The 14,243-nt window shown below is 58.3% G+C and carries 12 protein-coding genes and 2 tRNA genes; 9 read left to right on the top strand and 5 right to left on the bottom strand.

The genetic code is table 11. From position 1 onward, the window contains the following. Nucleotides 1-120: 120 nt before the first annotated feature. Together C1722_RS11475 and C1722_RS11470 are read right to left on the bottom strand one after the other, a co-directional pair. Nucleotides 121-208: transfer RNA gene (locus C1722_RS11475), tRNA-Ser, on the bottom strand. A 402-nt stretch (nt 209-610) separates the two neighbouring features. Then, complete coding sequence (locus C1722_RS11470; protein ID WP_102379355.1) at nt 611-2,191, bottom strand: FAD-dependent oxidoreductase; 1,581 nt, start codon at nt 2,189-2,191, stop codon at nt 611-613. Nucleotides 2,192-2,504: 313 nt separating this feature from the next. Here C1722_RS11470 and C1722_RS11465 point away from each other — a divergent pair, with 313 nt between their 5' ends. The 3 genes from C1722_RS11465 to ispE all read left to right on the top strand — a co-directional run bounded on the left by C1722_RS11465 (nt 2,505) and on the right by ispE (nt 5,031). Next, nucleotides 2,505-3,428, top strand: coding sequence for a LysR family transcriptional regulator (locus C1722_RS11465; RefSeq protein WP_102379354.1), 924 nt, complete (start codon nt 2,505-2,507; stop codon nt 3,426-3,428). A 95-nt stretch (nt 3,429-3,523) separates the two neighbouring features. Next, entirely contained in the window at nt 3,524-4,021 is a 498-nt protein-coding gene (locus C1722_RS11460; RefSeq protein WP_102379640.1) for a nucleoside deaminase, read from the top strand. Then, a complete protein-coding gene (gene ispE, locus C1722_RS11455; RefSeq protein WP_244902536.1) occupies nt 4,018-5,031 on the top strand; it encodes a 4-(cytidine 5'-diphospho)-2-C-methyl-D-erythritol kinase in 1,014 nt (337 codons plus the stop codon). Before C1722_RS11460 ends, ispE begins: the two co-directional genes overlap by 4 nt. 140 nt (nt 5,032-5,171) lie before the next feature. On the opposite strand, the gene C1722_RS11450 is transcribed toward ispE, so the two are convergent. Next, nucleotides 5,172-5,855: a DUF308 domain-containing protein gene (locus C1722_RS11450; protein WP_102379353.1), complete on the bottom strand. Its 684-nt coding sequence runs from the start codon at nt 5,853-5,855 to the stop codon at nt 5,172-5,174. Nucleotides 5,856-6,182: 327 nt separating this feature from the next. On the opposite strand from C1722_RS11450, the gene rd reads away from it, so the two are divergent. The 5 genes from rd to C1722_RS11425 all read left to right on the top strand — a co-directional run bounded on the left by rd (nt 6,183) and on the right by C1722_RS11425 (nt 10,589). After that, the gene (rd, locus tag C1722_RS11445; protein ID WP_102379352.1) at nt 6,183-6,341 is read left to right on the top strand and encodes a rubredoxin; all 159 of its coding nucleotides are present in this window, start codon (nt 6,183-6,185) and stop codon (nt 6,339-6,341) included. Between the two features lie 27 nt (nt 6,342-6,368). Continuing rightward, nucleotides 6,369-6,827, top strand: coding sequence for a rubredoxin-like domain-containing protein (locus C1722_RS11440; RefSeq protein WP_102379351.1), 459 nt, complete (start codon nt 6,369-6,371; stop codon nt 6,825-6,827). A gap of 2 nt (nt 6,828-6,829) precedes the next feature. Continuing rightward, entirely contained in the window at nt 6,830-7,330 is a 501-nt protein-coding gene (locus tag C1722_RS11435) for a 4Fe-4S dicluster domain-containing protein (protein WP_102379350.1), read from the top strand. 281 nt (nt 7,331-7,611) lie between these two features. Next, complete coding sequence (locus C1722_RS11430; protein WP_102379349.1) at nt 7,612-8,166, top strand: LemA family protein; 555 nt, start codon at nt 7,612-7,614, stop codon at nt 8,164-8,166. A gap of 140 nt (nt 8,167-8,306) precedes the next feature. Then, nucleotides 8,307-10,589: a response regulator gene (locus C1722_RS11425; RefSeq protein WP_102379348.1), complete on the top strand. Its 2,283-nt coding sequence runs from the start codon at nt 8,307-8,309 to the stop codon at nt 10,587-10,589. Nucleotides 10,590-10,641: 52 nt separating this feature from the next. On the opposite strand, the gene C1722_RS11420 is transcribed toward C1722_RS11425, so the two are convergent. Together C1722_RS11420 and C1722_RS11415 are read right to left on the bottom strand one after the other, a co-directional pair. Then, complete coding sequence (locus C1722_RS11420) at nt 10,642-11,814, bottom strand: GGDEF domain-containing protein (RefSeq protein ID WP_102379347.1); 1,173 nt, start codon at nt 11,812-11,814, stop codon at nt 10,642-10,644. A gap of 243 nt (nt 11,815-12,057) precedes the next feature. Further along, a tRNA-Ser gene (locus tag C1722_RS11415) sits at nt 12,058-12,148 on the bottom strand. 63 nt (nt 12,149-12,211) lie between these two features. Between C1722_RS11415 and C1722_RS11410 the strand changes: the two genes are divergently transcribed. Then, nucleotides 12,212-14,243, top strand: a 2,032-nt coding sequence (locus C1722_RS11410) for a DUF2207 domain-containing protein (protein ID WP_244902535.1), incomplete at its 3' end; no start/stop codon positions are given.

Genomic DNA, 14,243 nt, shown 5'->3' with positions numbered 1-14,243 from the left:
CGAATCGCGATGCTTTCGATGAGCGAGCCGAGCTGGTTGGAACTTTCTCGCGGTGCCGTGGCACCATCCGGCAAAGCAAAAGGCCGCAGACAGGATCACGTCTGCGGCCTGCGGTTTTTCTGGCGGAGGAAGTAGGATTCGAACCCACGGTACCTTGCGGCACAACAGTTTTCAAGACTGCCGCCTTCAACCACTCGGCCATTCCTCCGCTGTTAGCGCGTGCGCGTCTCGGCTAGCGCCCGCAGGGCGATCTACGCGAAAAGCGCGGCACTAGGATAGCACAGAAATGAAGCTTGGGGCAGGAATCTCGCCGAACGACGAGACCTCGGCCTGCCTTGCGCCGAATCCCGCGAGCCTTGCACATGGGCGCGTAAAACACATTGTCGGCCTAAAAACACGGTTTTGTCTCAAAAACCGTGTTTTTAGGCCGACAATTGGTGCGCGTTGGCAAAGGCGACCAGTTCGCTGCTTATTCGCCCAAGCGCGTACTATCTGCTCTTGATGGAACGGCCTGTCGAGCCGATGCGGCTGACAGGCCGTTCCTTTCGCCGCGTTTGCGATGGCGGATCCCCGAGGGCGCGGTGGGAAAACTACGTCGAACCACCTACTTTTACGCGTCGATCTCGCTCTTCTTCCATTCGACGAGTGCCGCGGATTCCTTGTCTTCGGTTGCCGCTGCCGCTCCGGCGATCTTGCCGAATACGAGCGCTTGGATAAGGCCGTTGCCGCTCATGTACGCGGCGCCTCCGCGCGAAGAGAAGCCTTCCGTGCAGCCACCCGCTGCGTACAGTCCTTTGATCAGGCTCTTGTCAGGCCGCACTACGTGACCGGCAACGTCGGTGGACATGCCGCCTTGCGTATGGCGGATTTCGCCGGTGATCTTGACCGCATAGTAGGGACCGTCGAAACCTGAAGGTAGATGGGATCGGTTGAACTTGTCCTCGCCTTTTTCGATGGCGGCTTGGTATTCTGCGATCGTCTTTTCAAAGGTTGCCGCATCGGCGCCGATGGCGGTTGCGAGCTCGCTGGCGGTTGCCCCTTTGAACACGATGCCTTCCTCTTCCCAGCCTGCGTACTTCACGCTTTTCTCGATTTGGGCATCGGTGAAGCACAGGTACGCAATGTGATCGGTTTGGGCGAGCACGTGGGGCGAAAGCTCCGAATACCCGCCGTATTCGCTCATGAAGCGGTTACCCTCCTGGTTCACGATGATGCCGCCGTTGTTGGCAACGCCCTGTTCAAGCGTTTGGCTGTTGTCTACGCCGTGAAACGCGTGGCCTTGGTACGCGCCCATGTTCTGCAGTTCTGCACCGAGCTCCTGCGCCCAAAGGATGCCCTCGCCGGTTGCGCCGGGCGCGACCACCTTGACCGCATCGACGGCTTCGGGGCAGTATTGGGCGAGCATGTCGGGGTTGTTGGCGAAGCCGCTCGAAGCGAGTACGGTGTTTTTAGCGAAGATGGCAATCTCTTCCTTGCCGTTTTTTCCATAAGCTCCTATGACGGAATCGTCGTCGTCGGCCAGGACAAGGCCGAGTATTTCGCAGGAAAGCATTTCGGTGACGTTTTGATCGGCTTCCATGCTGGCGATCAACGCGTCGGTCAGTCCCTTGCCCGCATCGTTAGTCGTATGCATGCGATGCGCCGTCTGACCGTAGTAGAGCGCCTCGTCGATCGTCCATACGGCTCCATGTGATTCGGTCCACTCGATGATATCCTTCGATTGTTCGGTTACCGTGTACACGAGATCGGGGCGGACGCTGTAGTTGCTCGGCCGCATGATGTCGATCACGCAGGCCCCAACGCTGTCTGCCTCGCCCATATCGGTTTGCTGCTTGGTACCGACGGCGGGGATCTTTCCGCTTGAGAGCATCGTTGCGCCGCCGAGTACGCTCATCTTTTCGCAGATAGTAACCTTTGCTCCCTGCTCCGAAGCGCTCAGCGCTGCGCAGAGACCAGCTCCGCCGCCACCGATGACCAGCACGTCGGCTTCGGACTGCGTCATGCTTGTCACGTCGCTTTTGCGCTTGGCGTACTGATAGGCAACCGAATCGGCGGACCCCGATGCAGCGCCGGCGTTGCCGCCTGTCGCTTTGCCGGCAGGCGTGCACGCGGAGAGCGCTCCTGCCGAGGCGACCATGACCGAGCCGATGCCCAAGCCCTTCAACAGATCCCTACGAGTAAGATTTCCCATTGCTGTTCCCTTCCTCTTGCGATGCGAGCTTCACGGCTCGCGATACTCGGCACTATACGTTCGGCGCAATGCCCCGAAAAGAAACTCTTGTATGCCACGAAGCGTCAACTCAAGGTTTGCGTATGGAGATAACACCTGATCAAAGCGTTTCGGATTGGACGATTTGACGCGGGGGGAACAATGCTCAATCCGCATGGTCTTGTGGTTTGGAAGCGTTTGCCTATACTGGGGCATTGGGAAACGGGTCGGTGGTTCGCTTGGCGCGACGACTGGCGTTGGGGATGTACAACCGCCATGGGCGAGGGAGATGACTATGGCAAAGTTTCGCATGGATCCGGACCAGAAGAGGTATTTTTGCACGCTCTGCTCGGCGGGTACCATTACACAAGCCGCTCGTGCGCTGTACCTTTCTCGGCAGGGTTTGTCGAAAAGCATGAAGAGGCTGGAGAAGCAGCTGGATGCCCAATTGTTCGTCCGGGGCAAAAAGGGCGTTGAGCTTACGCGGGCGGGCAGGATCTTGCTGCGCTACCTCCATGAGGAAGATCGGCTTTGGGATACCTGTGTGGCCGACATTCGCGAGATCGGGAAGACGGAACGGGAGCTTGTGCGCATCGGGCTTTTGAGCATGTATGTGGGGTACAGGGAAAAGCGCGAGCTTTTGGCAAGCTTTCAAGACGATGCGAGGATCGGAATCGAGGTGGTCGATGGGGACCACGACGCGTTCTGGGAGGCTATTGCTGCTGGGGAAATGGAGTTTGCGTTTTCTGTAAAGCCGCCTGATGATCTGGGAATTCCATCGATTAAGCTGTGCGACGACAGCCTTTCGATCCTGCTTTCGGCGGGTGATCCTCTCGCTGCGAAGAAGTGCATCGACTTCGAAACCGATCTTCTGGGAAAAACCGTAATCCAGACAAGCCCTTATAAGGGACGACTGTACGAGACCGCGTTCAGGAACTACGGGATAAACGTGGAGCTGCTCATCCATGATAAAAATCTCATGCTCGCTCAGGTATCGACAAGCGAAGACTGCTTCATCATTCAAACCGAATACGCCAAGGCGCTCGTTACCGATCAAGTGTGCATGAGGCCGCTTGTCAATGCTCCGATCGAGATGGATTCGATGTTCGTGTTCAGTCCCGCTTTGCGTCCGATGGCCCGCATGGTAGCGAAAAAACTGCTTGCACCTTACGGCAAACAGGGCGAACTGGATGCTTTCTTCGACAGAGCCGAACATTGATCTTCGGCCAGTGCGTTCCTGCGCTTTTCGTGGGCGGTTGCACAAGGGGTTCGGAAGGGGGCTGTTCGGAGTCCGATTGCCTTATAATACGGCTCATGACCGATGAAGAGTACATGGGGCTTGCGATCGAGCAAGCGCGTATCGCCGAGCATCTCGATGAGGTTCCGATAGGAGCCGTCGTCGTGTATGCACCGATCGATCCCGCAACGCGTCGGCCGCTTGCCGAACCGCGCGTTATCGCCTCAGCATGCAATCTGCGCGAAAGTACTCAGGATCCAGCCGGGCATGCCGAGTTTCTCGCCATGAAGGCGGCTGCCGAAGCGCTCGGGGTGTGGCGGCTTACCGGCTGCACGGTGTACGTGACGCTCGAACCATGCATCATGTGCGCGGGCCTTATGCACCAGGCTCGCGTCGACCGCTGCGTGTATGGCGCACCCGACCCGAAGGCGGGCGCGCTCGGTACGCTGTATCGGGTGAACGAGGACGAGCGTTTGAACCATACGTTCGAGGTTGTGGCCGGGGTGCGCGAAGACGAGTGCGCGTCCCTGCTGAGCACGTTTTTTGCAAACAAAAGGAAGAAAAAGAAGCTATGAACGAAACTACGACCCCGCCTGAACATGCCATGTCAGAATCGAGTGCGCGTGCGGCTGCAAACGCCCCCATGGTTGTCGCCGATCCGCTAGCCGTCTTCGAGAAGGGGGGCATGGTCAAGCTCATCGCTCCCGCAAAGGTGAACCTGTATCTCAACATCGGGGGAAGGCGCGCCGACGGCTACCACGAGGCGACCACGGTCATGCATGCTTTGGCGCTTCATGACGTGCTCCATATGGATCGCGTGAAGCAAGACGGGGGTGGATTGCGCATCGAGGTTTCCTGCTATGCGCGCGAGGGGATCGAGCCGCTGGTTGTCGCTTCCGAAGACAATATCGTGTACAAGGCTGTCGATCTTCTGGCACGCAAGATCGCCCATGTGGGTGACGAGCTGATTTCGGTGCGTATCGAAAAGCATATTCCCCACGAAGCCGGTCTCGGCGGAGGTTCGTCCGATGCTGCCGCATCGCTTATCGGTGCGGCGAAGCTGTGGGGCGTAGACCCCGAATCGCCCGAGGTGCTCGAAGCCGCAAGCGAGCTGGGCGCCGATGTGGCGTTCTTCCTGCACGGCGGCTGCACCTGTCTGACGGGAACCGGCGAGGTGTTCCATCATGCGCTTGAGCCCATGAGGAAAACCGTCGTGCTCGTTAAACCCGAAGGAGGCGTTTCTACATCGGCCGCGTACGCCGCTTTCGACGAGAGCCCCGTGACGATCGATCCCGAGGCGCACGTACGCGCTCTTGAGGCTTCCCGCGCCGAAGAAGTGCCGCTGTGCAACAACCTTACGGCGGCCTCGGAATCCCTGATGCCCGAGCTTGCCGAAATGCTCGGCTGGATTGCGGCCCAAGACGGTGTCGAGAATTCGCTCATGTCGGGAAGCGGTTCGTCGGCTTTTGCGATCTGCGCGACGTTCGACGATGCGTGTCGCATTGTCGCTGCTGCCCGCAATCGTGGTTGGTGGGCGCGCGCAACCGCGTTCAGCTCGGCCAAAGTTTCAGCGATTCCCCGCTAGCCTCGAAGCCATCGGTCGGCTACGCGATCGGCACGGCTTTCAGTGCCGCAAGCCTGCGGGAACCGGTGCGTCCGATCCGGCGGAAACGGGCTTGCGTCGATCGGGCGCACCGGATTCGCTTCGTTCGGTAGCGCGAGCTGCTACGCTTCGGCTTCGAGGGTGAACTTGCCGCTGTCGGCTCGATCGATCTTGAACGGGTAGGTGATGAGCTCGAGCCCGAGCAGGATCATATGGTGGTCGATGTTGGCGAACGGGTGCAGGATGAGCAGCACCGCAAGCACGAGTTCGAAGATGGAGAACGCGAGTTTGAAGACGAACCGATGGCCGCCTCTGATGCGGTGGATTATCTCGTCGAACTCCTCGCCCGCTTTGTAGAGGCCGAGCAAGCCCCACATGACGCCGACGAAGCTGATCGACGACGATCCGTGCACGAGGATGACCCCGCCGAGCACGCACATGACGATCGCCGTTCCGACCGAACGGCTGCTTCGGTGCCCTTCCTCCCCTACGTCGGCCGTTTCGATCGTTTCTTCCCTGCCGAGGTACGGCTCGGTTGCTTCGCGGTTCTCGTCTCGTTTGGCGGCGGCGAACTTCCCGCCGTCTTCGCCGCGGCCCTTAAGCTCTTTGCCGGCAGCGACGACGATGCCGGCAGCGCCCGAGAGGATCATGACGGCGCCGAGTACGTAGGGAAGGTAGCGGGCCGATTCTTCGGGCCAGAACAGGCAGAGCAATCCGATGAGGGGGAGGAAAAGAAGCGCTATGATCGAGAGCTTTCCCGCTTTGCTCTGGCTGCGCAGTTCTTTGATCGATCGGACTTCTGTCATGCGTTTGAGTTCCTTTCGTTAGCTTGGCGCATCATGCTAGCATGCGCTTTTCTCTTCGGGCGAATGAACCGAACAACTACAGAAAACGATGCAGCGCGTTTTGCCGAACCGCATCGAGGCGACGGGGCGCCCATGCTCGACCTATACGCTTGCGGCAAGCGGTGCAGCGCATCGCGGTCGCCTACCGAAGCTAGCCGTGCGATGCTATCGCGGCCCTGCATCGACGATGCGGCCCACTTGCATGCGGAGGAAATTATCTTATTGATATAAAGTATCAATAAGCCTATAATGCTAACAATGGATCAGCGTCAGACGAGAGAGGTTCCCATGAAGAAGTACGTATGCTCTATTTGCGGTTACGTGTACGACGAGGAAGCGGGCGATCCCGAGAACGGCATCGAACCCGGAACGAAGTGGGAAGATCTGCCCGACGATTGGGTCTGTCCTTTGTGCGGTGCCGGTAAAGACATGTTCGAGGAAGAATAACCCAACCCCTTCCATCAGGAGATCATCATGGATGCTATGAAAGAGCTCTCTCGCAGGGAGTTGAGTGCTCTATGCTCTAATCTTGCCAAAGCGTGCGAAAAACAACAGCTGTTCGAGCAGCAGAAGCGGTTTGTCGAACTTGCCGATTACCATGCGGGCAAAGCCGACGGTGCCGACGGCGCCGATTTGAAAACCATTGAGGCCGTTGTCAAAGGCGATCTTGATTCGGGCTTCGGCCCTGCGTTCGATCAAGCCCATGCCGATCACGATCGGGGCGCACTTCGTGCCCTCACGTGGTCGCAGAAGGCGACGGCGCTGCTCGATTCGCTGCTGAAGCGCTATGAGCGTCAAGGCGATGCGCTCATCGAGGGCACAAACGTGTACGTGTGCGAGATTTGCGGCTTCGTCTTCGTGGGGGACAATCCGCCCGATGTGTGTCCCATTTGCAAGGTGCCCAAATCAAAAATCGTGAAAGTCAGGGGGTAGCCATGTACGCACCCGAAACCTACGCTTCGCGCAACATCGCTCTTTGCACGAAGGATTGCCTGTGCCTGTTCGTGTGCCCCACGGGCGCGACCGATACGGAAAACGGCCAGGTGGATGCAACGAAATGTATAAGCGGCTGCCGTTTGTGCGTCGATGCGTGTCCGTCGGGCGCCCTCTCGCTTATGTATCGGAGCTATCCCGAACCGCAGCCAAAAACCGATGCGGTAGTCGAGAAGCTCATGGCGCTTGCGAAAAGCAAGACGGAACTTGAGGCGGCGGCAACCTCTTTGACCGAATCGGCCGAAAGCGCAGAACTTCGCACGCTTGCCAAAGCGATTGCGATGTCGGCGCGCATTTCGGCAGAAGACCTCTACCGCGAATCGCGCTACATGATCCCGCAGAGCAGCGAAGCGCGCGAACTGCTTCGCTTCATGCTCGACGAGGAGCGGAGCGACGGAGAATTTCCGCAAGAGGCCGTTCGGGAGCTGCTGGACTCGCTGTAGGTTCGCTGCCGCTTCCCCTTGCCTTTTGCCTCGCCGATACCGCCGCCGGGCTCCGCGTCGACGTCGGCTTTGAGCCGCTTGTTGGGATTGCGCCGGCGTTGCGGCGTTTGCTCGGGCGCGCATCGGTCTTTCGACCGGCTGCGCGCCTCTTTTTGTTTTATGCGGCATGCAAGGTTACGATGCGTTGACGATTTCTCTTGGGAGAGGGTTCCCGAGCCCGCGCATGAGAGAGCGCGTGAGCATGCGTGGTAGAATAGGCCCACCAACCAGTAAGGAGAACCATGGAAATTGCATTGATTGTCGTATTGGTGATCGTCGTCATCCTCGTGATTGCGATTATCTCCCTGTACAACAACCTCGTGAAGCTGCGCAACATGGTCGATAACGCGTGGGCGCAGATCGACGTTCAGCTGCAGCGCCGCCTCGACCTCATTCCCAATTTGGTCGAAACGGTCAAGGGCTACGCGTCGCACGAGCAGGGAACGCTCGAGCAGGTCACGGCTGCCCGCAGCGCGGTTATGGGCGCAACGAGCCGCGAAGGCAAGATGCAGGCAGACAATATGCTCACGGGAGCACTCAAGAGCCTGTTCGCCGTCGCTGAGGCATACCCCGACCTTAAGGCCAACGTTAACTTCCAGCAACTGCAAAGCGAACTCTCGAATACCGAGGATAAGATCTCGTACATGCGCCAGAGCTACAACGATACGGTCATGAAGTTCAACACCGCCATCCAGACGTTCCCGGCGGTGCTCTTCGCCGGCATGATGGGCTTCAAGGCTCGCGACAGCTTCGATGCGGTCGCTGGTGCCGAGACCGCGCCGAAGGTGCAGTTTTAAGTAAAGAAGCGTTCCGATTCGGACTGCTTTCATCGATTGACCTGATCCGCTGCAGGTAACGGATAGAATTCGTTCGCCTGATAACACGATCTTAGCGGTATCATATTCAGAAAGGTCAGAGATGAAAGCAGTCTTATTATATGGAACCTTCCACTAACTCTCGAACTACGGATGAGCGTTGGGAAATCTCCAGAACGCTTTCCGCCATCACCGCTGTTCTCGTCGTTCTCCTTCTTGTCGGTTTTTACGGAACGACCCTGTTCAACATGAGCGAAATCGGCAAGCAAATCGTTCTCATCAAAGAACACCCCTATCCCGTTTCGGTAGCCGCCGGTCAGGTTGAGACGGCGCTCGGCCAGCTCCAAACGCTTTCGGAGCGTTTGGCGTATGTGAGGACCGACCAAGCCGTCGAGGGGGTTGAGCGCTCGTATGCCGAGATTGACGAGCGCATTTCGGAAAAGATCCAGTTCATAGCCGATCGGGCGCTGTTCCAAAACGGCGATATGGAAGAGCTGCAGTCCGGCTATCGCAAACTGGTTGACGCGCAAAACGAACTGCTCGAAATGTGCCGGGACGCCGATGTTCCCGACGAGGATATCGATGCGTACGTCGAAGAGACCGTTTCGCCGCTGCTTACTGCTCTTTTCGAGCGCAACACGGCCATCCTCGACGATGCCTCGGCATCGTTCGATACGCTGTACGAGGTTGCCGATCAGGTTATTTTCAGAACCATCGTATCCGCTTCCATCCTCATGGCAGCGGTACTGGGGGCGCTGGTATTCTATCTGGTGCTCTTGGGAAAGAAACGCAGGCAGCGCGAAAAGCTGCAGCGTAACCTGGAAGACGCTTTAAAGGCGGCGCAGGATGCGAATGCGGCCAAGTCGCAGTTCCTTTCCAACATGTCGCACGATATCCGTACCCCGCTCAACGCGATCATCGGGCTTACAGCGATTGCGGGCACCCATCTCGATGAGACCGACAGGGTGCGGGAGTGCCTGGGCAAGATCACCGTATCTTCGAAGCATTTGCTCGGGCTCATCAACGATGTGCTCGACATGAGCATGATCGAAAACGGCCGTATAGCCCTCAACAACGAGGCGTTTTCGTTTCCCGAGCTCATCAACGGCATCGTTACCATCATTCAGCCGCAGGCTAAAGCCAAACAGCTCGGCCTTGATGTGGTTGTGGGCAACGTCGATCGTGAAACGATGGTGGGGGATGCCATGCGCATCAACCAGATACTGCTCAACCTTGTGGGAAACGCGATCAAATACACCCCCGCAGGCGGAAACGTTCGCGTCGTGGTTGCCGAGCTTCCTGTCGAAGCCATAAATCGCCGTATGATCAGGTTCGTCGTGGAAGATGACGGAATCGGCATGACGCAGGAGTTCGCGAGCAGGATATTCGATCCTTTCGAGCGCGAGAGGAACTCGACGACGAGCAAAGTCGAGGGAACCGGGCTCGGGATGTCCATCACGAAGAGCATCGTCGACATGATGGGAGGCACGATTTCAGTCGAAAGCGAGCTGGGCGCAGGATCTCGCTTCATCGTCGAAGTGCCGCTCGATGTCGTCGATATCGAGGAGGAGTTCGATCTGATCGATTTGGCCGACGCCAAGGTGCTCCTTGTCGACGACGATCCCGATATCTGCGAGAACACCGTGGAGATGCTTGCAAGCATCGGAATTGCGGGGGATTGCACCCAGTCGGGCGAAGATGCCGTGCAGCTGGTCGTGGGCGCCCATCGCATGGGTCGCGATTACCACACCATCATCGTTGACTGGGTGATGCCCGGCATGGACGGTTTGGAGACCATCCGTTGCATTCGCCGGGAGATTGGCGACAAGACGCCGATCGTGCTTCTGAGCGCGTACGACTGGTCCGAGATCGAGGAGGAAGCGCTTGAGGCCGGCGTGACGGCGTTTCTCTCCAAGCCGCTGTTTCGCTCGAAGCTCTACTACGCGATGAAAAGCGTATGCGGCGATACGGACGGCGCAAATCGGGTTGCGGAGCGCGAGCAGACGCTCGACTGCTCGGGGAAGCGCGTGCTCTTGGTTGAGGATAACGAGCTCAACATGGAGATTGCGCAAGAGGTTATCGAACAGACCGGCGCCATTGTCGAATGCGCGTGGGACGGACGGGAAGCCGTCGAAAAAGTGCGCAATGCGCCCGAGGGGCACTACCAGCTTATCTTCATGGACGTGCAGATGCCGAAGATGGACGGACTCGAAGCATCGCGCATCATATGCGCCGAGGCTCTTAAGAGCGGGCGGGTCAGGCCTCCCATCGTAGCTATGTCGGCGAATGCGTTTACCGAAGACCGGCACCGTGCGAAAGAGGCGGGCATGGACGGGTACGCAACCAAGCCGATCGATTTTGCCGAGCTCAACCGAATCCTTCGAAAGTATCTGCTGCAGGACTGATGGGCGGCTGCGCCATGCCGGACTGACGGGCGGTTGCGCCGCGTGCGGGATGCTAGTCGATTCCCGTTTGCCGGGGAGCTCGGGCGCACCGTTCGTGATGCTCGCGCTTCATCTCGTACATCGATATATCGGCGCGCCTCACAACGTCGCTGATCGTTTCGCCGTCGCGGCGGATAGCGTAGCCGACCGAGAGCGAAAGGCGTGCTCCATGGCCGAGCTGCATAGATGAAGCGGCGCTTTGCAGCGAGGCGATAACGCTGCTCGCCCTGTCGTCGTCGAGGGTCGAACAGAGGATGGCGAACTCGTCGCCTCCGATGCGGTAGACGATGTCTTCGGGGCCGAACGTCTGCCCGAGGGCGTCGGCGGCTGCGCAAATGTACTCGTCTCCGAACGAGTGGCCGTAGTCGTCGTTGACGTTTTTCAGGCGATCGAGATCCACGACGAAAACACCTTGGAGCGCTTCTGCGCCGTCCTCCCAGTTGGAGAGATCGAGGTCGAACGCGTTGCGGTTCTTGAACGAAGTAAGGTAATCGGTATTCGCAAGATCCTTGAAGGCCGGGTTCGATATCCGGCGGAAGAGGAAGCGTGCGATAACGATGGCGGCCAAGCCGAAGACGATGCCGATGAGCGGTGTGCCGATTCGTACCATTTGAAAAGCACGGTATTGCGCATCGGCATCGAACTCGATCCCGATTGCACCGATAACCTGGCCGTTCTCATGGATGGGGTAGTAGGAAACGAAGACGTAGCCCCAACCCGTATCTTTGATGTCGGTCGGATAAACCCGCTCGTCCGCGAGCGCCCGTTCGAGCTCGGACACGATTTCACCTTCGATCTCGTCGCCTGGGTGGCGGAAATCGTCGCTGTCGCTCGGCAGCCCGTCGACAACGTAGATGAGGCTGCCGTCATCGGCTTGTTTCGCGGTGTAGAGGTAGCGGACTCCCGTTGATTCCCGAACCGTCTCGAGCTGTTGCTTGGTTTCGAGGTACTGATCCGACGACGCGTCGCCTGCCGAGTTGATCGATTTGAACGTCGACTTGTCGATCTTGCCTTCGATAAAGGAATAGATGCTGTCGGTCCGCGCTTTCAGCGTGTCGATCATGTTGTTGTAGGTAACCGAGTAGGTGAAGGAGAACACGCAGATGAACGAAAGGGTAACGAGCGCCGCTACGATGATCGACACCTGGAAATCAACCCTGCTTCTATGGCTGCCGAATTGCGGCATTGCACCCGCCCGTCACGATATTGTTATGTAAGGCTATAATATAAGAAAAACGATAACATATAGCAAGAATACCGCGGATCACGTGAATCCGCGCGCAAATGTTGTAGCAAAATAATGCTACAGGTTTATATCGCTCGCGGCATATCGTGCGGCTGCCACCTATTGCTAGTGTACAATGCACAAGAGCCGTAACAGAAAAACGGCACCCGCATGATGCATGCAGGTGCCGTTTGCTGGTGTAAGTGGCGGAGAGCCGGGGATTCGAACCCCGGACACGCTTGTGGCGTGTACTCGCTTAGCAGGCGAGCACCTTCGGCCTCTCGGTCAGCTCTCCGCGAAATACAGGTGCGGTTTGCAATGATACCGTGACCACCCTCATCTTGCAAGGAGGATGAACGTGCAAAACACGAGCCGTTCGCAATTGGGATCGAACGATATCAGGGCAGCTATCGACTCGATTGCGGTCCGCGATGGTCGCCATTTCGGCCTGAAGAAGGCAGCGCTGCTCGTTTTCTCCATGGCGTGTCTGACGCTTGCCATGCTGGCGGCAACGCCTGCTCAGGCTGAGGCGAAAAGCTACACCTGTCCGAAGGTCGACATAACCGCCGATGCAACCACCGATGGGTCGCTGGAGGTCGTCGAGCAACGGACGTTCGATTTCGACGGTGATTTTACTGCGGTATGGTGGACGTTCGATAGCATTCCCGATAACGGCAGCCTCAAGGTCAACGGCGTGAGCCTCACCAAGGTGGGGGAAGACGGTATGCCGACGGGCGAAACCGTGCAGCTGAGCGAGACATCGTTCAACCTCGAATGGCGTGAAGCGGGCGGTCCTGGTACCGATGCGTACTCGGTCGATTCGCCGAAGGATTCCGTCTACGTGTTTTTCCATGCGTCGGACGAGAAGATGATCATCACACTCGATTACGCCATCGAAAACGGGGTGGTCGCCTATAAGGACATCGCCGATTTGAACTGGATGTACATCGGAGACCAGTGGGAAGTTGCCTCCGAGAACGTTACGATGACGCTTTCTCTGCCGGTACCCCAAGACACCGCGGTCGTAGCGGGTGAAAACGTGCGAGCATGGGGCCACGGTCCGCTTGACGGATCGCTTACGATCAACGCCGACGGTTCGGTCGTGTATACGACGCCCAAGGTCAATTCCGGTCAGTACGCCGAAGCGCGCGTTGCGTTTCCCGTCGAATGGCTTACGAACCTCAAGGGCGAAGCTGCGCTTGCCCACAGGGAGCAGAACCATCTCGATACCATTTTGAAGGAGGAGCAAACCTGGTCCGATGACGCGAACCGCAACAGGATTCTCTCGCTCGCTTTCGTTATCGGTTTCGGCATCATCGCAGTGCTGCTTATCGCATGGGCACTGCGCGCATACTTCAAGTACGGTCGCGAGCATAAGCCTGCGTTTACGGAAGAGTACTGGCGCGATGTTCCGTCGCCGCAAGACCATCCGGTTGTAATGGCCAGGCTGTGGCGGTGGAACCGCGAGAACAACGACGATCTCACGGCAACGCTCATGCACCTTTCCCATAAGGGTGCGATTCAGATCAACAAGGGCAGCTACGAGCAGCCGGCTTCGTTCGGTCGTACGAAGACCGTCGATGATTACTATCTCACGCGGGTGCCGGCCGTTGCCGACGCGCTGACCGATCCGATCGACCTTGCGGCTATGGACATCCTGTTCAACAAGGTTGCCCGCGGTTCCGACTCGCTGTGGTTCGGCACCATCCAGCAGTACGGTAAAGATAACCCCGAAGAGTTCGTCGACGCCCTTACCACGTGGCAGGGCATCGTGACGGCCGCCGTGAACAAGCGCGATTTCTTCGAAGCGAAGGGAGAGCGCTACCAGTGGCTCATCCTCGGCATTGCGATCGCGTTCGGCGTGATCGGCGTGGGCTTGGCTGTGCTGATGCAGAACTTCATCCCCCTCGTCTTCGTGGTGCCAGCGGTGATTGCGCTGCTGGTGATCGCGAACTACATGCCCCGAAGAAGCCAGGAGGGGAGCACGCTCGATGCGAAGTGCAAAGCGCTGCGTAACTGGCTCAAGGACTTCTCGTCGCTCGACGAGCGTCCGCCTACCGACGTGAAGGTGTGGGGCGAGTTCATGGTCTATGCTTTCATTTTCGGTATTGCACGCGAGGTCATCAAGGCGCTCGAGCTCAAAGTGCCGGAGCTGTTCCAGGACGACGGCATGATGTATTCGAGCGGGTATGTACCGTGGTGGTTCTGGTACAGCACCTCGTACGGCGTGCATGGCACCGCGATGCCGGCGGCAAGCGATCTGTTCCAAACCTCGATCGCCAATACGGTGAGCACGGCGCAAGCGGCCATGTCGGCTGCGGAAGGAAGCTTCAGCAGCGGCGGCGGTTTCGGCGGCGGGTTCTCGGGCGGCGGGGGCGGCGGCTTCGGCG

It is taken from the genome of Raoultibacter timonensis, assembly GCF_900240215.1.
GTDB lineage: Bacteria > Actinomycetota > Coriobacteriia > Coriobacteriales > Eggerthellaceae > Raoultibacter > Raoultibacter timonensis.
This window is presented reverse-complemented; position numbering and strand designations above follow the sequence as displayed.

Excerpts from the sequence above, each read along its gene's own strand:
- C1722_RS11470 (WP_102379355.1), bottom strand. The coding sequence starts at position 2,191 with ATGGGAAATCTTACTCGTAGGGATCTGTTGAAGGGCTTGGGCATCGGC.
- C1722_RS11465 (WP_102379354.1), top strand. The coding sequence starts at position 2,505 with ATGGCAAAGTTTCGCATGGATCCGGACCAGAAGAGGTATTTTTGCACG.
- C1722_RS11460 (WP_102379640.1), top strand. The coding sequence starts at position 3,524 with ATGACCGATGAAGAGTACATGGGGCTTGCGATCGAGCAAGCGCGTATC.
- ispE (WP_244902536.1), top strand. The coding sequence starts at position 4,018 with ATGAACGAAACTACGACCCCGCCTGAACATGCCATGTCAGAATCGAGT.
- C1722_RS11450 (WP_102379353.1), bottom strand. The coding sequence starts at position 5,855 with ATGACAGAAGTCCGATCGATCAAAGAACTGCGCAGCCAGAGCAAAGCG.
- rd (WP_102379352.1), top strand. The coding sequence starts at position 6,183 with ATGAAGAAGTACGTATGCTCTATTTGCGGTTACGTGTACGACGAGGAA.
- C1722_RS11440 (WP_102379351.1), top strand. The coding sequence starts at position 6,369 with ATGGATGCTATGAAAGAGCTCTCTCGCAGGGAGTTGAGTGCTCTATGC.
- C1722_RS11435 (WP_102379350.1), top strand. The coding sequence starts at position 6,830 with ATGTACGCACCCGAAACCTACGCTTCGCGCAACATCGCTCTTTGCACG.
- C1722_RS11430 (WP_102379349.1), top strand. The coding sequence starts at position 7,612 with ATGGAAATTGCATTGATTGTCGTATTGGTGATCGTCGTCATCCTCGTG.
- C1722_RS11425 (WP_102379348.1), top strand. The coding sequence starts at position 8,307 with ATGGAACCTTCCACTAACTCTCGAACTACGGATGAGCGTTGGGAAATC.
- C1722_RS11420 (WP_102379347.1), bottom strand. The coding sequence starts at position 11,814 with ATGCCGCAATTCGGCAGCCATAGAAGCAGGGTTGATTTCCAGGTGTCG.